Origin of the sequence: Micromonospora sp. NPDC049274 (assembly GCF_040678875.1) — a bacterium.
In the GTDB taxonomy this organism is placed as follows: Bacteria; Actinomycetota; Actinomycetes; order Mycobacteriales; family Micromonosporaceae; genus Micromonospora.
This window is the reverse complement of the sequence record NZ_JBFAQS010000031.1, coordinates 1-20,248: the sequence shown is the minus strand read 5'-3', so window position 1 is coordinate 20,248 and position 20,248 is coordinate 1. Positions and strand designations below refer to the sequence as shown.

22 protein-coding genes are annotated in these 20,248 nt (G+C 73.2%); 12 read left to right on the top strand and 10 right to left on the bottom strand.

Translation table 11 applies throughout. The annotated features are described in order from the left end of the window. Positions 1-242: 242 nt before the first annotated feature. Both AB0K10_RS32650 and AB0K10_RS32645 read right to left on the bottom strand, forming a co-directional pair. Positions 243-377: a hypothetical protein gene (locus AB0K10_RS32650; protein ID WP_363690001.1), complete on the bottom strand. Its 135-nt coding sequence runs from the start codon at positions 375-377 to the stop codon at positions 243-245. Then, positions 374-604: a hypothetical protein gene (locus tag AB0K10_RS32645; protein ID WP_363689999.1), complete on the bottom strand. Its 231-nt coding sequence runs from the start codon at positions 602-604 to the stop codon at positions 374-376. Before AB0K10_RS32645 ends, AB0K10_RS32650 begins: the two co-directional genes overlap by 4 nt. Positions 605-844: 240 nt before the next feature. Between AB0K10_RS32645 and AB0K10_RS32640 the strand changes: the two genes are divergently transcribed. From AB0K10_RS32640 to AB0K10_RS32630, 3 genes are read left to right on the top strand one after another with little or no spacing between them, the layout of a single operon-like run. After that, on the top strand, positions 845-1,951 hold the full coding sequence (locus AB0K10_RS32640; RefSeq protein WP_363689997.1) for a MoxR family ATPase: 1,107 nt from the start codon (positions 845-847) through the stop codon (positions 1,949-1,951). Next, positions 1,930-2,925 carry a DUF58 domain-containing protein gene (locus AB0K10_RS32635; RefSeq protein ID WP_363690031.1) on the top strand — a complete coding sequence of 332 codons (996 nt, stop codon included), beginning with the start codon at positions 1,930-1,932 and terminating at the stop codon, positions 2,923-2,925. Before AB0K10_RS32640 ends, AB0K10_RS32635 begins: the two co-directional genes overlap by 22 nt. Beyond that, the gene (locus AB0K10_RS32630; protein WP_007462563.1) at positions 2,922-3,872 is read left to right on the top strand and encodes a VWA domain-containing protein; all 951 of its coding nucleotides are present in this window, start codon (positions 2,922-2,924) and stop codon (positions 3,870-3,872) included. The genes AB0K10_RS32635 and AB0K10_RS32630 overlap by 4 nt, the downstream gene beginning before the upstream one ends. A gap of 7 nt (positions 3,873-3,879) precedes the next feature. On the opposite strand, the gene AB0K10_RS32625 is transcribed toward AB0K10_RS32630, so the two are convergent. Further along, a complete protein-coding gene (locus AB0K10_RS32625) occupies positions 3,880-4,752 on the bottom strand; it encodes a LysR family transcriptional regulator (RefSeq protein WP_363689995.1) in 873 nt (290 codons plus the stop codon). A 73-nt stretch (positions 4,753-4,825) separates the two neighbouring features. On the opposite strand from AB0K10_RS32625, the gene AB0K10_RS32620 reads away from it, so the two are divergent. Next, positions 4,826-6,070, top strand: coding sequence for an MFS transporter (locus tag AB0K10_RS32620; protein WP_358107999.1), 1,245 nt, complete (start codon positions 4,826-4,828; stop codon positions 6,068-6,070). On the opposite strand, the gene AB0K10_RS32615 is transcribed toward AB0K10_RS32620, so the two are convergent. The 5 genes from AB0K10_RS32615 to AB0K10_RS32595 all read right to left on the bottom strand — a co-directional run bounded on the left by AB0K10_RS32615 (position 6,064) and on the right by AB0K10_RS32595 (position 10,478). Further along, positions 6,064-6,276 (bottom strand): hypothetical protein, encoded by a 213-nt coding sequence (locus AB0K10_RS32615; protein WP_363689993.1) that lies wholly within the window; start codon positions 6,274-6,276, stop codon positions 6,064-6,066. The two genes, AB0K10_RS32620 and AB0K10_RS32615, sit on opposite strands and share 7 nt — an antisense overlap. A 67-nt stretch (positions 6,277-6,343) precedes the next feature. Further along, on the bottom strand, positions 6,344-7,597 hold the full coding sequence (locus AB0K10_RS32610; protein ID WP_363689991.1) for an acyltransferase family protein: 1,254 nt from the start codon (positions 7,595-7,597) through the stop codon (positions 6,344-6,346). Then, on the bottom strand, positions 7,594-8,490 hold the full coding sequence (locus tag AB0K10_RS32605; protein ID WP_363689989.1) for an alpha/beta hydrolase: 897 nt from the start codon (positions 8,488-8,490) through the stop codon (positions 7,594-7,596). Before AB0K10_RS32605 ends, AB0K10_RS32610 begins: the two co-directional genes overlap by 4 nt. 99 nt (positions 8,491-8,589) lie before the next feature. Further along, positions 8,590-9,252, bottom strand: a complete 663-nt coding sequence (locus AB0K10_RS32600; protein WP_363689987.1) for a response regulator transcription factor — start codon at positions 9,250-9,252, stop codon at positions 8,590-8,592. Then, the gene (locus AB0K10_RS32595; protein ID WP_363689985.1) at positions 9,249-10,478 is read right to left on the bottom strand and encodes a histidine kinase; all 1,230 of its coding nucleotides are present in this window, start codon (positions 10,476-10,478) and stop codon (positions 9,249-9,251) included. The genes AB0K10_RS32600 and AB0K10_RS32595 overlap by 4 nt, the downstream gene beginning before the upstream one ends. A 155-nt stretch (positions 10,479-10,633) precedes the next feature. On the opposite strand from AB0K10_RS32595, the gene fabG reads away from it, so the two are divergent. The 4 genes from fabG (at position 10,634) to AB0K10_RS32575 (ending at position 14,058) form a co-directional block, all read left to right on the top strand. After that, positions 10,634-11,338, top strand: coding sequence for a 3-oxoacyl-ACP reductase FabG (gene fabG / locus AB0K10_RS32590; protein ID WP_363689983.1), 705 nt, complete (start codon positions 10,634-10,636; stop codon positions 11,336-11,338). A gap of 27 nt (positions 11,339-11,365) precedes the next feature. Then, entirely contained in the window at positions 11,366-12,133 is a 768-nt protein-coding gene (fabI, locus tag AB0K10_RS32585; RefSeq protein ID WP_363689981.1) for an enoyl-ACP reductase FabI, read from the top strand. A 100-nt stretch (positions 12,134-12,233) separates the two neighbouring features. Next, positions 12,234-13,286, top strand: coding sequence for a ferrochelatase (locus AB0K10_RS32580; RefSeq protein WP_363689979.1), 1,053 nt, complete (start codon positions 12,234-12,236; stop codon positions 13,284-13,286). Continuing rightward, positions 13,279-14,058: an HAD-IIA family hydrolase gene (locus AB0K10_RS32575; protein WP_363689977.1), complete on the top strand. Its 780-nt coding sequence runs from the start codon at positions 13,279-13,281 to the stop codon at positions 14,056-14,058. The genes AB0K10_RS32580 and AB0K10_RS32575 overlap by 8 nt, the downstream gene beginning before the upstream one ends. Before the next feature lie 21 nt (positions 14,059-14,079). Here AB0K10_RS32575 and AB0K10_RS32570 read toward each other — a convergent pair whose 3' ends face one another. Further along, complete coding sequence (locus AB0K10_RS32570) at positions 14,080-14,874, bottom strand: hypothetical protein (protein ID WP_358107977.1); 795 nt, start codon at positions 14,872-14,874, stop codon at positions 14,080-14,082. A 237-nt stretch (positions 14,875-15,111) separates the two neighbouring features. Here AB0K10_RS32570 and AB0K10_RS32565 point away from each other — a divergent pair, with 237 nt between their 5' ends. Further along, a complete protein-coding gene (locus tag AB0K10_RS32565; protein ID WP_363689975.1) occupies positions 15,112-15,924 on the top strand; it encodes a DUF3097 domain-containing protein in 813 nt (270 codons plus the stop codon). A gap of 319 nt (positions 15,925-16,243) precedes the next feature. On the opposite strand, the gene AB0K10_RS32560 is transcribed toward AB0K10_RS32565, so the two are convergent. Beyond that, positions 16,244-17,554 (bottom strand): serine hydrolase domain-containing protein, encoded by a 1,311-nt coding sequence (locus AB0K10_RS32560; RefSeq protein ID WP_363689973.1) that lies wholly within the window; start codon positions 17,552-17,554, stop codon positions 16,244-16,246. 120 nt (positions 17,555-17,674) lie between these two features. On the opposite strand from AB0K10_RS32560, the gene AB0K10_RS32555 reads away from it, so the two are divergent. From AB0K10_RS32555 to AB0K10_RS32545, 3 genes are all read left to right on the top strand, one after another. Further along, entirely contained in the window at positions 17,675-18,148 is a 474-nt protein-coding gene (locus AB0K10_RS32555) for an NfeD family protein (RefSeq protein WP_363689971.1), read from the top strand. 5 nt (positions 18,149-18,153) lie between these two features. Beyond that, complete coding sequence (locus tag AB0K10_RS32550) at positions 18,154-19,260, top strand: SPFH domain-containing protein (RefSeq protein ID WP_363689969.1); 1,107 nt, start codon at positions 18,154-18,156, stop codon at positions 19,258-19,260. Between the two features lie 172 nt (positions 19,261-19,432). Further along, positions 19,433-20,200, top strand: a complete 768-nt coding sequence (locus AB0K10_RS32545) for a hypothetical protein (protein ID WP_363689967.1) — start codon at positions 19,433-19,435, stop codon at positions 20,198-20,200. Positions 20,201-20,248 lie beyond the last annotated feature (48 nt).

Below are 20,248 nucleotides of genomic sequence, written 5' to 3'. Positions count from 1 at the left end.
GGGCGGCAGCAGACCGGGGGACGGCAGGTCGGGCGGGGGTGATCCGGCGGCGGTTCCGCCGGGCGGGGGCAGGGCGCTCGGCGGCAGCGGGGCCGGCGACGACACGTCCGGCGGGGAAGGGTCCGGGCCGAGCGTGCCGGGCGCCGGGAACGCGCCGGGCGGCGGTGCGGGGGCCGGGGTGGGTGGCCAGGGCGGGGAGGCGTCCCCGGGGAACGTCGCCGGGTCGACGCGGTCCTCCGCGCTCACCGACGGCCGCCGTTCCGCGCGCTGCTGTGCCGCGCGCGGTGTGCACCGTGCGTCGCGGCCCTGCCCTGCCCGTCGGCGGCGCGAAGCGCCACGCTGCCGTGCGTCATCGGTCGCTCGCTGCGCTCGCTCACGTGTCGAGGGTAGGCGATCCGGGCACCGCGGTGACGGCACGAAGGAAGCCGCGAGCCTCCAGGAATTCGCCGAGACTGCCGCGGTGCTGGGCGCAGGCCAGCCAGGTCTTGCGCCGATCGGCGGCGTGCAGGCGGGGATTGTTCCACTCCAGCGCCCAGACGGCCGGGGCGCGACAACCACGGGCCGAACAGACCAGGGGCTCGTCGGCAGGGGAGGGAAGGCTCATCCGGGCCAGTCTAGGGCGGCCGGGCGGAGAGCTTGAGCGCCGGGCGGCCACGGGGGGAGCCGCCCGGCGACGGGGTGAATCGTACACACGGCGGGCCGGTTCCTGTCCACCCGTGATGCGCGATTCGGCTGCCGGGACGGCGCGACGAAAATCGGCTTCTCCCCCCCTCGACACTCAGGAAGGCATGCGAGTCTTGATACCGCACCAGCCGCGACGACCGACAAACGCTGTGGAGGACCGGTGGCCCAGCCGACCATGCCCGACGCTCCGACGCCGAACGGGGCGGCACCGGAGACTCCCGCGCCGGTGACCACACCGGCGCAGGACGCCACCCTGCTGGAGAAGGCGCTGTTCGAGATCAAACGGGTGATCGTCGGGCAGGACCGGATGGTCGAGCGGATGTTCGTCGCGCTGCTCGCCCGCGGCCACTGCCTGCTCGAAGGCGTGCCCGGCGTGGCCAAGACCCTGGCCGTGGAGACCCTCGCCAAGGTCGTCGGCGGCTCCTTCGCCCGGGTGCAGTTCACCCCGGACCTGGTGCCTGCCGACATCATGGGCACCCGGATCTACCGGCAGTCGAGTGAGAAGTTCGACGTCGAGTTGGGCCCGGTCTTCGTCAACTTCCTGCTCGCCGACGAGATCAACCGCGCTCCGGCCAAGGTGCAGTCGGCGCTGCTGGAGGTCATGAGCGAGCGTCAGGTGTCCATCGGCGGCGAGAGCCACCGGGTGCCCGATCCGTTCCTGGTGATGGCCACCCAGAACCCGATCGAGCAGGAGGGCGTCTACCCCCTTCCGGAGGCGCAGCGGGACCGGTTCCTCATGAAGATCGTCGTGGGCTACCCGACCGACGCCGAGGAGCGGGAGATCGTCTACCGGATGGGGGTGACCGCCCCGGAGCCGACGGCGGTCTTCGACACCCCCGAGCTGATCGCCCTGCAACGCAAGGCCGACCAGGTATTCGTGCACAACGCGCTCGTCGACTACGCGGTGCGTCTGGTGCTGGCCACGCGCGCGCCCGCCGAGCACGGCATGCCGGACGTCGCCCAGCTGATCCAGTACGGGGCCAGCCCGCGCGCCTCGCTCGGTCTGGTCCGGGCAACCCGCGCGCTGGCGCTGCTGCGCGGGCGCGACTACGCCCTGCCGCAGGACGTGCAGGACATCGCCCCGGACATCCTGCGCCACCGGCTGGTGCTCAGCTACGACGCGCTCGCCGACGACGTACCGGCCGACCACATCGTGCACCGGGTGATGTCGACCATCCCGCTTCCGGCGGTCGCGCCCCGGCAGCAGGCCACCCCACCGTCGAGCACCCCGCCGCCGGGCGCCGGCTGGCCCGGGCAGCGGCCGTGACCTCACCCACCCCTCGTCCCGCCCCCGACCGCAGCGAGGCCGTGCTGTCCCGACTCCAGTTGCTTGTCACCCGCAAGCTCGACGGTCTGCTCCAGGGTGACTACGCTGGCCTGCTCCCAGGGCCGGGCAGCGAGGCGGGCGAGTCGCGGGAGTACCGCCCCGGCGACGACGTACGCCGGATGGACTGGCCGGTGACCGCACGGACCACGACCCCGCACGTGCGGCGGACGGTCGCGGACCGGGAGTTGGAGACGTGGCTGGCTCTGGACCTCTCGGCCAGCCTGGACTTCGGCACCGGGCAGTGGCTCAAGCGGGAGGTCGTGGTGGCAGCCGCGGCCGCCATCACCCATCTGACCGTCCGCGGCGGCAACCGGATCGGCGCGGTGATCGGCACCGGTGGTGGCGCGTCCGCGCCGGCGCGACGCTTCAGGGGTGGCCCGCCGCCGGTCGGCCCGGGGGTGCTCACCCGGCTGCCGGCCCGCTCCGGACGCAAGGAGGCGCAGGGCCTGTTGCGGGCCGTCGCCGGTACCGCGATCCAACCCGGCCGGGGCGATCTGGGCGCGCTTGTCGAGATGCTCAACCGCCCGCCCCGGCGGCGCGGTGTGGCGGTCGTGGTCTCGGACTTCCTGGCACCGACCGAGCAGTGGGCACGGCCGATGCGCAAGCTGCGCGTCCGGCACGACCTGCTGGCGATCGAGGTGGTCGACCCGCGCGAGCTGGAGCTGCCCGACGTGGGGGTGCTGCCGGTGGTCGACCCGGAGAGCGGTGAGCTGCACGAGGTGCAGACCGCCGACCCGCGGCTGCGGCAGCGCTACGCCGAGGCCGCCACCGCCCAACGGGCCGCGATCGCCGCTGCGCTGCGTGGCGCCGGGGCGGCCCACCTGCGTCTGCGTACCGACCGAGACTGGCTGCTGGACATGGTGCGTTTCGTGGCCGCGCAGCGGCACGCGCGCACCCGGGGGACGACACGATGATCCGTTTTCTGCAACCGTGGTGGCTGCTGGCCGTGCTGCCGGTGTTCGCCCTCGCCGCGTTCTACGTGTGGCGGCAGCTGCACCGCCGGGCGTACGCGATGCGGTTCACCAATGTGGACCTGTTGCGGACCGTCGCGCCAAAGGGTCTGGGCTGGCGGCGGCACGTGCCGGCGACCGCGTTCCTGCTCTGCCTGCTGGTGCTGGCGACGGCGCTGGCCCGTCCGGCGGTGGACACGAAGGAGCCGTTGGAGCGGGCGACGGTGATGCTCGCCATCGACGTGTCGCTGTCCATGCAGGCCGACGACGTGGCGCCGAACCGGCTGGAGGCCGCGCAGGAGGCGGCCAAGCAGTTCGTCGGTGAGCTTCCGGAGAGCTACAACCTGGGCCTCGTCTCGTTCGCGAAGGCGGCCAACGTGCTGGTGCCGCCGGGCAAGGACCGGGACGCGGTGACCACGGCCATCGACGGGCTGGTGCTGGCCGAGGCGACCGCGACGGGTGAGGCGGTGTTCACCTGTCTGGAGGCGATCCGGTCGGTGCCGGCCGACGGCGCGGCGGGCATCCCACCGGCGCGGATCGTGCTGCTGTCCGACGGGTTCCGCACCTCCGGCCGTTCGGTGGAGGAGGCCGCGGCCGCCGCGCAGGCGGCAAACGTGCCGGTGTCCACCATCGCGTTCGGCACCGACACCGGTCAGGTCGACATCGGCGGGCAGCTCCAGCGGGTGCCGGTGGACCGGTTGGCCCTCGCCGAGCTGGCCGAGACCACCGAGGGCTACTTCTACGAGGCGGCCTCGGTGAGCGAGCTGAAGCAGGTCTACCAGGACATGGGCAGCTCGATCGGGTTCCGCACCGAGCCGCGCGAGGTGACCCAGTGGTACGCGGGGTTGGCGCTGCTGCTGGCGCTCTGTGCCGGCGCGCTCAGTCTGCTCTGGTCGTCGCGGATCGTCTGAAGCCGGCTCAGGGTTTCATCAATGGGTCCAGGGCCAGGCGGGCGGGCAGGCTGAGCGCGGCGCGGGCCAGGACGGGTGGCGTGGGCCGGCGGGTAACCAGGTGAAGCATGAGCCGACCGGCCACCGCTACGGCCCCGACCCGTTCCTGCGGTTCGGCGTAGGCGAGGCCCATTCCCCGGGGCAGGACGACCGGGCACCGCAGCAGACGGCCCATTCGTACGGCTGTTTCGGCAGTGGCTGCCGCGCGTGGTCGAGCACCCAGTTCGGAGAGCCGCCGGTGCAGCGCAGCCGTGGACATGTCGTAGGTGTACGCGATGACGTCGAGTCCGGCGAACGGCCGACGTCCGGCACGGAGCGTCAAGTCCGGCGGGGTGAGTACGGCCAGCCTGTCGGCGCCGACAGGCAGCGCGCTCACGGTGCCGGGCAGCCGCATCTGATTGGCGATCGCGACGAAGGCCGCATCCAGTGAGCCCTCGCCGACCCAGTCGACCAGTCGGTCGCCATGGTCGGTGACCTGGTGCACGTTTCTTCCGGCCAACAACTCCTCCAGCGCCGGAAACAGCCAGGGAGCGAGGCTGCCGAAGGTGCCGATCGTGAGCGTCCCGGTGTGCGCTGCCACTCGGGTGCGATCGAAGATCTCTTCCAGATGGGCGAGGACGTGTGCCGCCTCTGCCGCGAGGGCCCTGCCGGCCGGGGTGGGCCGCGCCCCGGTGGTGTCCCGATCGAAGAGCCGTTCGCCGATCCGCCGTTCCAGCGCCGCCAGCCGGTTGCTGGCGGCCGGCTGGCTGATCAGCAGTTCCCGCCCCGCCGCTCCGAGCGAGCCGTGTCGGGCGAGTGCCTCGACGAGCCGCAGGTCCTCGACCGATGGGGATGAGTTCATAAGCCAAGATTATGAGCTACTCGGCCGATCCGCGATCTACCCGACGGTCCCAGGCAAGATCAGGATTGGTTCCATGACCGCTCGACGTGACATCGCCGTCATGCTGACGACGACATTCCTGACCTGGATGGGGCAGCGCACGACAGCCCTCGCGCTGCCCCTCGTGGCGCTCGCCGAGACCGACTCCACCTGGGCCACCGGGCTGGTCGGCGGGGCGGTCGGGTTACCCATGCTCACCTCGGCCTGGTGGGCTCGCCGTATCCGGCAGCGGTTGACAACCGGCCGTGCGCTGGCCGGCGTGCTCGCCGTCCAGGTGATCGGGTTGTTGGTCGTGCCCGTCGGCGCCGTGCTCGGCACCGTCGGCCCGATCCACCTGATCGCCGCGGGCTTGATCACCGGCTGTGGCACCGCGCTCAGCGGCCCGGCCCAGCGGGCGTTGCTCGCCGACATCTGCGACGGACTGGGCACCGAACTCGCCGCCCGGATGCTCGCCTGGCAGGACTTCGCCCATCGCGCCACGATGATCCTGGCACCGCCGCTGGCCGGCTGGGCGATCACGCTCGACGGTCCGTTCCGGCTGCTCTGGGCCGAGGCGCTCGGCGTCGGGCTTGGTGTGGTCGCGCTGCTGACCGTACGGGGCCGTGCCCCCGTCGCCCCGGGTGGGGCAACGAGCGACGCTCCTGCCCTGCGACACGTCCTGTCCCGACATCCCGATGTGCGTCGCGCTGTGGTCATGGGTGGGATCGGAGGGCTGGCCTGGTTCGCCTTCACGCTCGGCCTGGCGATCCTCGGCGCCGAGACAGGCCGGCCGGGTCTGCTCATCGCGGCCGGTATGACCGGGTACGGTGCGGGCTCCGTCGTCGGCGCACTGCTCGCGCCGATGCTCGTACCCCGGCTGCCGCCACTGGCGACCATCGCCGCCGGTTGGGCCGTTCTTGGTGCGACCTTCATGGTTCTGCCGCTGTTCACCGCGTCGCTGGCGTCGATCGCCTACCTGGCGGCGGTCGGCGGCTTCGCCATGCCCCTCGGTATCGCGGCGGTGAACCGGTTGATCAGTGTTCGCACCGACGGCGCGGAACGACGAGCGGCCTTCGCCGCAGAGAGCTTGGTGCACGACGGGGCTGTGTCGCTCGGCCTGCTCGCCGGCGGAACGATCATCGGCCTGGTCGGCACGGGAACAACGCTGGTCGTCGCCGGCGTCGCGCAGATCGGCGTCGCGCTCCTCGCCGGGCCCTGGCGGATTCCCGTAGCGTTACGGGTCAGCCGGGCAGGCACCCACGCCGGCAACCGACAACCTCGGACGAGCGGCGGTCAGTGACCGCCGCCGGCCAGGACGAAGACGACGGCCACCCAGACGGCGGCGAGGGTGAAGCCCAGCGGGGCGACGTAGCGGCTCATGACGGCTCCGAGTGGCGGCTGGACGGTCCGCGTGCGGGGGCGGACCGCAGGGGGTGGGGACGCGCACACGAAGTCGTGACCGGGCGGCTCCCGACGACCGTCCGGTGGTCGGACGGCGCGGCGCACGCGCCTCGGCGTCAGCCGAGGCGGTGGGGGAGCGGAGCGGGGTCAGCTCGCCAGACTGAGTCGTGGCTCAGCGGGGCTGACCATCGGCCCGGCCACGACTGGGAGGATCGCTATCTCGCACAGCGATCACCTCCTGCAAGTCGGCCCGGCCGGAACGTCGATGATCGTACACCTGCGCCGACGCCGGGACGCACTCGGCCGACCGGTCGGCGACCGCTCCACCGCCCGGCCGGCGCCACCGGTCCGGGCGGTCCGCCGACCCGCTCCGGCGACCCGTGCGCACGATTGTCACCAGCACCGCGGCGAGCAGCGGCAGCCAGCAGAACCGGGCCAGCACCCAACCCGGGCCGTCCGGCGCGGTGTGCAGTCCGGGCAGGGCCAAACCACCCCGGGCGGTGAGCGCGGTCACCGTGATCAGCACCGGTTGGTGCCACAGGTAGATCCGCACCGCGTTGTGGTTAACCGCGGTCACCGCCCGGCTCGGCAGCGGTCGGGCCAGCAGCCGTTCCCAGCCGGGCCGGGCCAGCAGACCCAGCCCGACCTGGGTGACGGCCAGGGCCACCGCCAGCAGCGACGGCGGGTTCAGGTTGGACACCCCGTCCCCGGGCACACCGACCGCGCTGACCGGGTAGCCAACCGCCAGCAGCACGGCCAGCACCGCGCCCCCACCGGCCGCGAGCAGGCCGGCCGTCCGCCGCCCGGCCAACCGCCCGTCGGCGTACGCCAGGCCGAGCAGGTACGGCACGGCCCACGCCGCCACCACGCTTACCGGAGCCACGGCCACACCGTCCGGCAGCAGGCGCACCGCCACGTCACTCGCCGCCACCACGGCCACCGCCGGGACGACGCAACGCGCCACGCCCCACCGGCTTACGGCGGCGCGCAGCGGGCCGCTCGCCGTCACCAGGAGCAGCAGCGGCACCAGGAACCAGAGCGGGCTGACCGCCAGGTGCAGTCCGACAGTGAGCGTGTCGTCCGGTGCGCCCGCCACGGTGGCGGCCAGCAGCACGGCCGCGCCGGCGCCCAGCAGTGCCACCGTGGGCAGCAGCAGCCGGCGCAACCGGCGGGCCAGCCAGCGACCCGTCCCGCCCCGATGCCGGGCCAGCGACCGGGCCGAGCCGAAGCCGGCGGCGAAGAAGAACAGGCCGAGCGTCTGCAACACCCAGGTCATCGGGGCCAGGTCGGGCATCGTGGTCAGCGGGCTGGCCTGGTGCAGCCCGCCGTCGCCGGCCAGCACCAGGCCGGTGACCAGCCAGTGCCCGAGCACCACCCCACCGATCGCGTACGCCCGCAGCGCGTCGACCGCGCGATCGCGGGTCACCGGGCGTCCTCGACCGGGCCGCTGCCGAGCACGACCGCCGTGACCGCGACCAGGGTGCCGCTGCCGGCCACCAGGTAGCCGTCGTGCCCGGCCACGCCGTCCACCGGCAGCGGCCGGGCGCCGAACGCCGGATCGCCGGGGCGACGCCCGTAGCCGAGGCCGGGCAGCCGCACCGGTGGCACCCGGCGGATCCAGTCCGACGGCGCCTCGGCAGCCCAGAACCGCAGACCGTCGCGCAGGTCGGCGGCGCGCTGCGCCCCGGCGCCGACGCCGCCGAGGCTGACCACATCGGCGACCTGCGCCGGGGCGTGCGTCGCCGCCAGCGCCGCCACCAACGCCCCGTAGCTGTGCCCGATCACCGTGATCGTCGCGGCGGGACGGCGTGCGGCCAGCTCCCGCAGCAGCCGGGCCAGGCCGGCCGCCCCACGCCGGGCGCTGGCGTCGCTGACGGCGGTCAGCACCCCGTCGGGCGGGTCGTAGCCGAGCCAGGCCAGCACCGCGACCCGCGCCGTCGGGTCGGTCGACCGCACCTGCGCGTAGAGCTGCGTGGCCTGCACCGCCGGCGCCCGCCGGGCCACCCCGCCCAACCCGCGGTCGAAGTCCGCGAGGGTGCTGCCCACCCCGGGCACCAGCACCGCGATCCGGTCCGCGTCGGCCAGGTCGCCGAGCACCTCCACGGCGCGGCCGTCACCGCGCGGGTCGAAGACCAGGAACCGGCGTCCGTCGGCCGCCCAGTCCGCGTACGGGGGGCCGGCCGCGCGCATCGCCGCCGCGCTGACCGGGTACGCCTCGACGAACCCCGCCGCGGCGACCGGCTCGGGTCGGCTGGGCAGGACCAGGTTCACGCCGAGCAGTGCGCTCAGTGCGAAACGGGCGGCACCTCGTCGTCGCATCACGTTCTCCCTCCGGATATGTCGTCCGGAGGAGAGTGCGGGGACGCACGGGTCGCGGTCGTCGCACCGGGGAGCCGTTTCCCGGGTGGCTCCGGGGGACTACTCGCCGGCGGCGACCAGACCCGTCTCGTACGCCAGCACCACGGCCTGGGCACGGTCGCGCAACCCCAGCTTGCCGAGGATCCGCCCGACGTGCGTCTTCACGGTCTGCTCGGCCACCACCAGGTCACCGGCGATCTCCGCGTTGTTGCGGCCCCGGGCGATCAACCGCAGCACCTCGGTCTCGCGGGGTGTCAGTCCGGCCAGGTCGGTGGGGCGGGGCCGGCGTCGGTCCGGGCGGGCCGCGAACTCGGCGATCAACCGGCGGGTCACCGCCGGGGCGAGCAGCGCGTCCCCGGCCGCCACGATCCGCACCGCCTGCACCAGGTCGGCCGCCGGGGCGTCCTTGAGCAGGAAGCCGCTGGCCCCGGCGCGCAGCGCCTCGTACACGTAGTCGTCCAGGTCGAACGTCGTCAGGATGAGCACCCGGGGGCGCTGCGCCGACCGGTCACCGAGCAGCTTGCGGGTGGCCTCCAGCCCGTCCATGACCGGCATCCGCACGTCCATCAGCACCACGTCCGGGTCGAGCCGGCGGGTGGCGGCGACTGCCTGTGCGCCGTCGGCGGCGTCACCCACCACGAGCAGGTCCGGCTGGGCGGCCAGCAACGCGCCGAAGCCCTGCCGGACCATTGCCTGGTCGTCGGCGATCAGCACCTTGATCATGCGTCTCCGCTCTCCGCCTCGTACGGCAGTTCGGCCGCCACCGCGTAACCGCCCTCGGGCAGCGGCCCGGCGGTGAACGTACCGCCCAACGAGGTGGCCCGCTCCCGCATGCCGGTCAGCCCGTGCCCCGGACCGCCGTCGGTGGTCGGTCGGGCGTCGGCCGGGGAGTTCTCGACGCGTACTCCCAGACCGGACCCTCCGGCGCGGACGGTGACGCGCACCGCGGCGCCGGCCGCGTGCCGGGCCGCGTTCGCGAGCCCCTCCTGCACGATGCGGTACGCGGCCAGCCCGACCGGCGCGGGCACCCGTCCGTCGATCGACGGGTCGACGTCAAGCGTCACCGGCAGCCCGGCGCGGCGGGCCACGTCCACCATCGCGCCCAGGTCGCCCAGGTCGGGTTGTGGTGCGGTCTGCGGACCGGTGGCCTCGCTGCGCAGCACCCCCAGCAGCCGCCGCATGTCGGTGAGCGCGTCGCGGGCCGAGCCGGCGATGGCGGCGAACTCCGCGGCTGCCGGCGCCGGCACGTCGGTCAGCCGGTACGGCGCGGTCTCGGCCTGCACCGCGATCAGCGACATGTGGTGGGCCACCACGTCGTGCAGTTCGCGGGCGATCCGGGTGCGCTCCTCCAGCACCGCGCGGCGCTCCTGCTCCCGCTCGCTCAGCTCGGTCTGCGCGGCCAGCGCCCGCCGGGACAGCCTGTTGCGCCGGATCAGGTCACCGACGATCGCCAGCGCACCGAGCAGCAGCAGGACCGGAACCCGATTGTCGGGGTGGACGAAGGTCAGCACCGGCACCGTGCTGATCACCACCAACCAGACCAGCACCGGCCTGTCGACGCGCGCGACGACCACCGCGACCACCGCGACCGATCCGAGCACCAGCGGTGGGGTCCACGGCCAGGACCGGTTGGCTGGCGCGTTGAACGTGCAGATCAGCAGGGCCAGCACCGTCAGCCGCCAGGCCAGCAGCGGACGCCGGGGCAGCGCCAGCAGCGGCGCCACGGTCATCCCCGCGAACAGGAGCGCGACTGGCGTGGGCAGGCCCCAGCTGCTCTCCACGTTCAGTGTGATCAGGAAGAGGCCGAGCGCGGCGAGCAGCCCGACCGGGGTGGCGTACGGGGCCACCCGGGGCCAACGGGCCAGCAGCTGTCGACCGGGCGGGGCGTCGGGGCCCCACAGGGTCTGCCGCAGCGCCCGCAGCGCCATGACGATCGGTTGCCGGTTCACCACCCGGAGGCTACGGGCCGACCCCGTTGCGAGGCGTGCCACCAGGGGTTGATTCCGGTGTCGTACCCCAGTGTGACGCGACGCCCGTTAGCGCTTACCTGCGGGTAACGCCTAGGCTCCGACGCGTCCGTGCTGACCATTCGCAAGGAGGAACCGTGTCCCGAACCGTGCTGGTGACCGGGGGCAACCGGGGGATCGGCCTGGCCATCGCGCAGGCCTTCGCCAAGCAGGGCGATCGGGTGGCGGTCACCCACCGCAGTGGCGACGCCCCCGACGGGCTGTTCGGCGTACGCGCCGACGTCACCGACGCGGCCTCCATCGACGCCGCGTTCGCCGCCGTCGAGGCCGAGCTGGGGCCGGTCGAGGTGCTTGTCGCCAACGCCGGCATGACCGCCGACACGCTGCTGCTGCGGATGTCCGAGGAGCAGTTCACCGACGTGGTGGACACCAACCTCACCGGCGCGTTCCGGGTCGCGAAGCGCGCCTCCGGCAAGATGCTCCGCGCCAAGTGGGGCCGCATGATCTTCATCTCCTCGGTGGTCGGCCTCGCCGGCGGCGCCGGGCAGGTCAACTACGCCGCCAGCAAGGCCGGCCTCGTCGGCGTCGCCCGCTCGATCACCCGGGAGCTGGGCAGCCGCAACATCACCGCGAACGTGGTGGCACCCGGCTTCATCGACACCGACATGACCGCCGGCCTCTCCGGCGACCGCAAGGCGGAGATCCTCAAGTCCATCCCGGCCGGCCGGATGGCCAGCCCGGACGAGGTCGCCGCAGTGGTCACCTGGCTGGCCTCGGACAGCGCCGGGTACGTCTCCGGCGCCGTGATCCCGGTCGACGGCGGCCTCGGCATGGGCCACTAACCCTTTTGACTACGGAGGAAATCAGCGATGTCCGGACTGCTCGCCGGTAAGCGGCTGCTCGTCACCGGTGTGATCACCGAGGCTTCGATCGCCTTCTCGGTGGCGAAACTCGCCCAGGAGAACGGCGCGCAGGTCGTGCTGACCGGCTTCGGCCGGCTCTCCCTGGTCGAGCGGATCGCCAAGCGGCTGCCCGAGCCCGCGCCGGTGATCGAGGTCGACGTGACGAACACCGAGCACCTGGCCAGCCTCGCCGACCGGGTCCGCGAGCACGTCGACGGCCTCGACGGGGTCGTGCACTCGATCGGCTTCGCCCCGCAGAGCTGCCTGGGCGGCGGTTTCCTCGACGCGCCCTGGGAGGACGTGGCGACCGCCCTGCACGTCTCCACCTACTCGTACAAGTCGCTGGCCATGGCGGCGCTGCCGCTGATGTCGGCAGGCGGCGCGGTGGTCGGCCTGACCTTCGACGCGACGAAGGCGTGGCCGGTCTACGACTGGATGGGCGTGGCCAAGGCCGGCCTGGAGTCCGCGTCCCGCTACCTCGCCCTGCACCTGGGCAAGCAGGGCATCCGCAGCAACCTGGTCGCCGCCGGGCCGCTGCGGACGATCGCCGCGAAGTCGATCCCCGGCTTCGACCAGTTCGAGGAGGCCTGGGCCGAGCGGGCGCCGCTGGGCTGGAGCCTCACCGACCAGGAGCCGGCCGCCCGGGCCTGCCTGGCGCTGCTCTCCGACTGGTTCCCGGCCACCACCGGCGAGATCGTGCACGTCGACGGCGGCTACCACGCCATCGGTTCCTGACGCCGCGCCGCGCCGCTCCCTGGCCGCCGGCCGCGTGATCCACGCGTCCGGACCAGGGGGCGTCGCCGGGCCGTCACGGCCGAGGGGCAAGAATGACCCCATGGCGTACGACGCGGTGGTGCTGGTGTCCTTCGGCGGGCCCGAACGGCCCGAGGACGTGATGCCGTTCCTGCAGAACGTGACCCGCGGCCGAGGTGTGCCGCCCGAGCGGCTGGCCGAGGTCGCCGAGCACTACCAGCACTTCGGCGGGGTGTCCCCGATCAACCAGCAGAACCGCGAGCTGCTGGCCGCCGTCCGCGCCGACTTCGCCGCGCACGGTCTCGACCTGCCCCTCTACTGGGGCAACCGCAACTGGGACCCGATGCTCGCCGACACCGTGACGCGGATGCGCGACGACGGGGTGACCCGGGCGCTGGCCTTCGTCACCAGCGCGTACGGCGGCTACTCGTCCTGCCGGCAGTACCAGGAGGACATCGCCGCCGCCCGCGCCGCCGTCGGCCCGGACGCCCCGGTGATCGAGAAGCTCCGCCAGTTCTGGGACCACCCCGGCTTCATCGAGCCGCACACCGACGCCGTCCGTGTCGCGCTGGGCCAGCTCGACCCGGCCAAGCGGGACACCACCCGACTGGTGTTCACCGCCCACTCCATCCCCAGCTCGATGGCGGCCAACGCCGGCCCGCACGGCGGCCGGTACGAGGCGCAACTGCGCGAGGCCGCCCGGCTGGTGGCCACTGCCGCCGCCCCCGGCCTCGCGTACGACCTGGTCTGGCAGAGCCGTTCTGGCCCACCACAGGTGCCGTGGCTGGAGCCGGACATCAACGACCACCTGGCCGCCCTCGCGCAGGGCGGCACCACGAGCGTGGTGGTCAGCCCGATCGGTTTCGTCTCCGACCACCTGGAGGTCGTGTGGGACCTCGACACCGAGGCGCTGGAGACGGCCAAGCAGCTCGGCCTGGACTTCGTCCGGGCCGGCACCCCGGGCACCGATCCGCGCTTCGTGACCTTGGTCCGGGAGCTGGTCACCGAGCGGACCGACCCGGACGGCGCGCAGCTACGTCGCCGGCTCGGCGAGCTGCCGATGTGGGACACCTGCCCCACCGTGTGCTGCGTACCGACCCGCCGCCCGACGCCCGCTGGGAGCACCGATGCATGACCGTAAACCCGTGCAGAGCTGGCTCACCGACATGGACGGTGTGCTGGTGCACGAGGGCCAGCCGGTTCCCGGCGCACCGGAGTTCATCAACCGGCTGCGCGCCTCCGGCAAGCCGTTCCTGGTGCTGACCAACAACTCGATCTACACGCCGCGGGACCTGACGGCCCGGTTGAGCCGGATGGGCCTGGACGTTCCGGAGGAGTCGATCTGGTCGTCCGCTCTGGCCACCGGCCAGTTCCTCGCCGACCAGCGGCCGGGCGGCACCGCGTACGTCATCGGCGAGGCCGGCCTGACCACGGCGCTGCACGCGGTCGGCTACGTGCTCACCGACTTCGCCCCGGACTACGTGGTGCTCGGCGAGACCCGCACCTACAGCTTCGAGGCGATCACCAAGGCGGTCCGGCTGATCAACGACGGGGCGCGGTTCATCTGCACCAACCCCGACGTGACCGGCCCGTCCGTGGAGGGCGCGCTGCCCGCCGCCGGCTCGGTCGCCGCCATGATCTCCAAGGCGACCGGGGTGGAGCCGTACTTCGTCGGCAAGCCCAACCCGATGATGATGCGCTCCGCGCTGAACACCATCAACGCGCACTCGGAGACCACCGCGATGATCGGCGACCGGATGGACACCGACATCCTCTGCGGCCTGGAGGCCGGGCTGGAGACCATCCTGGTGCTCACCGGCATCAGCAGCCGTACCGAGGCGGAGCGCTACCCGTACCGCCCGTCCCGGATCATCAGCTCGGTGGCGGACCTGCTCGACGAGATCTGACGCCGCGCGGCGGGGGGTGGGTCAGGGGCGTAGGGGGGCGTTGCAGGCGGCCACCAGTGCCTGCCGGCAGGCCGTGGTGAGCGGGCGCAGCGCGGCGTCGCGCTGCTGGGCCTCGTAGTTGTTGATCGCGCCACCGGGGGCGGCGTGCCCGGCCAGCGCGAGCACCCGGTCCAGCACGGCGGCCCGGGCGAAGAGCCGGCGGGCCCGCGGGTCGAAGCCCGGTGGCAGGTCGGTGGCGCCGTCCGGGCGGCGCAGCGCAGCCAGCGCTCCGGCCAACTCGGGCCGCCACTGGGCCACGTCGAGACGGGTCAGCGCGGCCGTCGTCTCGGCCAGCGCGGCAGCCAGCTCGGCCTCCGCCTCGGCGGCGCCGGGCAGCGACAGCGAGGCCGCCGGGGCGTTGGCCGGCAGCGGGTAGACCCGCCACAGCACCGTCTCGAAACAGTCCCCCGAACCGGACGTGTGGCTGCGGACCTGCGGGATCAGGCCCAGCCCACCGGCCACCACCGCCTCGCCCGCCACCAGCGCCGCCCCGGCGAAGTCCCCGGGACCGGGCAGACCCCGCGGGTCACCCGGCGCGGGCAGCACCAGACGGATCTCGTCGGGGGAGAGCTTGGCCAGGGTGGGCAGCGCGGCACCCAGCGGGACGTCGGTCCAGGTGCCGGGGGCGTCCGCGACGAGGTGCTCCTCGTCACCGGCGATGGCGTCGGCGACCTCGTCGAACGGCACCAGCCCGGCGCGCCACGCGCGCACCCAGGCAACGAACCGGCTCGACCGGCGCGGCGCAAGCGTGGCCGCGCCCGTTGCGGGGGTGGACATGCCGAAAGGGTACGTGGTCATCGGTGGCCCTGTCTCGACTGCCGCTCCGGCTGCCCTGCCTGCCCCGAACTGCCCCCTTCGCCCCATCCGCTCCCCGCCTGCCCAGCCGTGGGCACGCCTCGGCTCAGGCGCGGGTCCCGCCAGTTGACGGGTGCCTGCCTCGTCCGTCCGGGGCGGTGGCAGGTGACGGTGTGTCGGGATGACACGGGCCGGCGGCGTGGGGTTAGCGTGATCGACATGGCGGGGCGATACGGCGAGGACGTGCTGGCGGGAGACTGGCGGCGGCGGAAGGTCACCCCCGAGGTGGACGCCGAGCCGGATCTCGTGGTGGAGGACGCCGACTCCGGGTTCTGCGGAGCGGTGGTGGGCTTCGAGGCGGGCGCGGTGGTGTTGGAGGACCGACACGGAAAACGGCGCAACTTCCCGCTGCTACCCGCGGCGTTTCTGCTCGACGGCCGTCCGGTGACACTGCGCCGCCCGAGCCGCGCCCCGGTGCCGGCGGCCCGTCGGCGTACCGCGTCCGGTTCGGTGGCGGTGGACAATGTGCGCGCCCAGGTGGCCAAGGCCAGCCGGATCTGGGTGGAGGGCATCCACGACGCCGCGCTGGTCGAGCGCATCTGGGGCGACGACCTGCGGATCGAGGGCGTGGTCGTGGAGCCCCTGGACGGCATCGACGACCTCGACGCCGCGGTTCGCGACTTCGGCCCCGGCCCCACCCGGCGGCTGGGTGTGCTTGTCGACCATCTCGTGCCAGGCAGCAAGGAGAGCCGGATCGTGGCGCGGGTGACCTCGCCGTACGTGCTGGTGACCGGGCACCCCTACGTCGACGTGTGGCAGGCGGTCAAGCCGGCCAAGCTGGGCATCGCGGAGTGGCCGGTGGTGCCGCCGGGGCGTCCGTGGAAGGAGGGGGTCTGCGCGGCCCTCGGGGTGGCCGAGCCGACCGACATGTGGCGACACATCCTGTCCCGGGTGAACAGCTTCGCCGACGTCGAGACTCCACTGATCAACGCCATGGAACGCCTCATCGACTTCGTCACCGAACCAGCCTGATCCGCCCCCGCCCCCGCCCCCGCCCCCGCCCCCGCCCCCGCCCCCGGCACCGTCCCCGCCCCCGGCACCGTCCCCGGCACCGCCCACAAGATCCGCGCACTTTCCCTGACGTTGCTGCCTCCGAGCGCTCCGAGGCAGCAACATCAGGGAAGTTGCGCGGATCTTGGGTCCGACGACGCGAGGCGAGGCGAGGCGACGCGACGCGAGGCGAGGCGAGGCGACGCGACGCGAGGCGAGGCGACGCGAGGCGACGCGAGGCGACGCGACGCGAGGCGACGCGGGCGGTCGGCGCGGGCGGGCGGTGCGGCGCGGGAGGCGCTCAGGGCTCCTGGTCGGGGGTGCGGGAGTAGAGGAAGGTGGCGATGTCCAGCGCGACCGCGCGGCCCTGCTCGTCGCGGCGCACCGTGAGGATCTCGCCGTCCTGTCCGCCGGCCCGGCCCCGCCAGCGGTCCGTGCCCTCGGCGACGAAGAGGTTCGGCGTGCCGACCGGTCCGGCGTGCAGGTCGCCGGCGGCGTCCGCGTACACCTCGATGGTGGTGCCCATCCACCACCAGCGGCCGGTCAGCTCGGCGAGTTCGGCGGACGGCGGGGCGGCGGTCGGTCGCCACGGGGTGACCGGGGCGGGTTCGGCGTCCAACACCAGTGTGAGCAGTTGCCGGCTCAGCCCGCCCAGGCTGCCGGTGCGGAAACCGTACGAGTTGGCGAAGCCCACGACCGCGGTGCGGCTGGGCCGGTGCACGGCGAGCGAGGCGACGTAGCCGGGCATGGAGCCGCCGTGTCCGACGTAGATCCGGTCGCCCTCCCGGAAGAGTTCCAGCCCGAGTCCGTGGCCGTGGGTCCAGGACTCCTGGTCGCTGATCACCACGGGTGAGCACATCTCGGCAAGCGTCTCGGCGGCGAGCACCGACGGGTCGGGATCGGCCAGGAAGGCGGCCCAGCGGGCGAGATCCTCGATCGTCGACCAGAGCTGGCCGGCCGGGGCCATCGCTCCGGTGTCGGTGCGCGGCTCCTCGCGCAGGGTGTCGTGCCAGGGGTGTACGACGTAGCCACGGGCGAACGGCTCGGTGGCCGCGTACGTGGTGCGGCGCAGGCCCAGCGGGGTGAGGATCCGCTCGCCGAGCAGGTTGGCCCAGGGCGTCCCGGTGAGTCGTTCGAGGACGCCGCCGAGCAGCCCGTACGCCAGGTTGGAGTAGTGGTAGGTGGCGTGCGGCGGATAAGCGATCTTGTCGGGGGTGACCCCGGCGAGCAGGGTGGTGAGGTCCACGCCGGCCGCGCGTTCCCACCAGTCGCCCTCGGGTTCACGCTGCATGCCGCTGACGTGCGCGAGCAGTTGGCGCAGGGTGAGCGCGCCGACGCCGGTACCCGGCAGGTGGCGCTCCAGCGGGTCGTCGAGGGCGAGCCGGCCGGCGTCGCGCAACTGCATGATCAGGGTCGCGGTCATGGTCTTGCTGATCGAGCCCAGACGGTACTGGAGATCGACGTCCGGGCGGGGATGCTCGCCGGCCAGGGCCAGGTGCACCAGCGTGCCGTCGCGCACGACGCCCAGCACCAGCGAGGGGACGTGGCCGTCCGCCTGGGCCTGCGCGACCCGGGCGTCGATCTGACGGGCGGTCTCGGGCAGCAGGGTCAAGGGGGACCTCCTCGGGTTGGGCGCCGATTGGTGGCGTTTCGGCGGGCCGGAAAGGGCGTCGATGAGCCTACTGATCTTCCTGGGGAGGCCGCGCGTGCGTTTGCGTGTCACGATCGTGGTGTGGACGCGGTGGTGTGGATCGTTTTGGGTGTGGTGCTGGCGGTCGCCGAGATCTTCACGACGACGCTCTTTCTCATCATGTTCGGGCTCGGTGCGTTCGCCGCGGCCGGTGCCGCCGCCCTGGGCGCGCCGGTTGCCGTGCAGGCTCTGGTCTTCGCGGTGGTGTCCGCGTTGAGTCTGCTGGTGGCCCGTCCGGTGATTCGGCGGCATCGCCGTTCGGCGCTGGAGAGCGGCGAGCAGCCGTTCGGCGTGGAGGCGATCGAGGGCTCCACGGCCCTGGTGCTCGAGCGGGTGGACGCCGACCACGGCCTCGTCAAGATCGACGGGGAGCTGTGGACCGCCCGGCCGTACGACACGACGCAGACTTTCGAGCCCGGTGAGCGGGTTCGGGTGATAAAGGTCCGGGGCGCGACCGCCCTGGTCTGGCAGGACGACGTTTCTTCCGCCGGCGAGCTGCCGGAAGCGAGAGGGTGAACGGGATGACGATATTGGGTGTGCTGGTGATCGCGGTGGCGTTGATCGCCGTGATAACGCTGGCGAAGGCGGTGCGGATCGTGCCGCAGCAGCGCCAGGACGTGGTGGAACGGCTCGGCAAGTACAAGCGCACCCTCAACCCCGGCCTCAACCTGCTGGTGCCGTTCATCGACGCCGTACGCACCAAGGTCGACATGCGGGAGCAGGTCGTCAGCTTCCCCCCGCAGCCGGTGATCACTTCGGACAACCTGGTGGTCTCGATCGACACGGTTCTCTACTTCAAGGTGGTCGACTCGGTCCGGGCGACCTACGAGATCTCCAGCTTCCTGCAGGCCATCGAGCAGCTCACCGTCACCACGCTGCGTAACGTGATCGGCTCGCTCGACCTGGAGCGGGCGCTGACCAGCCGGGACGAGATCAACCGGCACCTCTCCGGCGTGCTGGACGAGACCACCGGTCGGTGGGGCATCAAGGTGACCCGGGTGGAGATCAAGGCGATCGAGCCGCCGGCCAGCATCCGCGACTCGATGGAGAAGCAGATGCGCGCCGAGCGGGACCGCCGCGCCGCGATCCTGACCGCCGAGGGGCACAAGCAGTCGGTGATCCTCACCGCCGAGGGTGACAAGCAGTCGGCCGTGTTGCGGGCCGACGGTGACCGGCAGGCCCGGATCCTGCAGGCCGAGGGTCAGGCGAAGGCGATCCGGACGGTCTTCGACGCGATCCACCAGGCCAACCCGAGCCAGAAGGTGCTCGCCTACCAGTACCTGCAGGCTCTGCCCCAGATCGCTCAGGGCAGCGCCAACAAGGTCTGGATCATCCCGGCCGAGCTGACCAAGGCCCTGGAGGGCATGGGTGGCGCGCTCGGCGGGCTGAGCCAGATGGTGGGGGACCTGCCCTCGCCGGAGGCTGCCGACCACGCCAGCCAGGTGGAGCGCGAGGCCGCGGAGGCGGCGCAGGCCGCGGCGGATGCCGCCCAGCAGATCCACGACGAGGTACGCGTCGCCGAGGCGCAGGCCACCGGCGGCAACAAGCCGCAGGGGCTGCCCGCTCCGGAGCCGGTCACCGCGCCCAGCCTGACCGAGGACCCGGCCGACCAGCGCGAGCGCGGCTGATCCGGCACGCCGGCCGACCGGCCGGCCAGGGGCTTCGATGCGGGCCCTGAATGCGAGAAACACTCATGGGGCGCTCCGATGCCTGCCACGATCGGTCCTAGGACGGGTGGTGACCAGGCAATCGGGGCGCCCCGGCGCGTTCCGCACCGCTCGTGGACGAGCGAGGTGACGCATGAAGGATCCGGCGAATCGGATGTGGTCCTCGGCCCCGGTGCCCGGCGCGCACGACCCGGCCGCCCCACTGGGCTCCCGCAGCACCGGCGGCGGGTTCGGCGTACTCCCCTTCGTGGGCGAGCCGACCCCGGCCGGGCCGGCCACGAACGCCAGCTGGGCCTGGTCGGTACGCCGGTTCGCGCGGGCCGCGGTGTGGCTGCTGCCCGCGTACGCCATCCTCTACGGCGCGGTGGCGATGGCCAGCGACGGCGGGGTGGGCAACGACCCGTATCCGGCCGACGGCCGGGCCGTGTACCTGATCGGCTGGGTGGCCGCGGTGTGGCTCGGCCTGCTCGCGCTGCTGGCCCTCACCGGTCTGTTGGCGGCCACGCGCAGCCGCCGGGTGGCCGCCGCCGGGCTGCTGGTCAGCATCGCCGGGACCGTGCTGATGCTGCCGTTCGCCGGGCTGGAGGAGCAGACGCCCGTCTTCGGGACCACCGCACGGTCGCTGGTCCTGCTCGGCGCGACGTTCTACAGCGTGGGCTGGTTCCTCACCGGCTGGGCGGTGGCCCGCTCGGGCACCTTCAGCCTCGGTGACGGCATCATGCTGATCATCGCCGCGCCGCTGCTCGGCCTGGGAGGTGCCCTGATCGGCTCGCTGCAGACGTTCGGCGCGATCTTCGTGCTGATCGCCGGCATCGGCATCGGCTACCGCTCCGGCCGCCTGATGCCCCGAGAAACCGCCAGAGACGCAGCCAGCGCCAGCCTGAGCACCCCAACCCCCTAAACCCACCCACCCACCCACCCACCCACCCACCCACCCACCCACCCACCC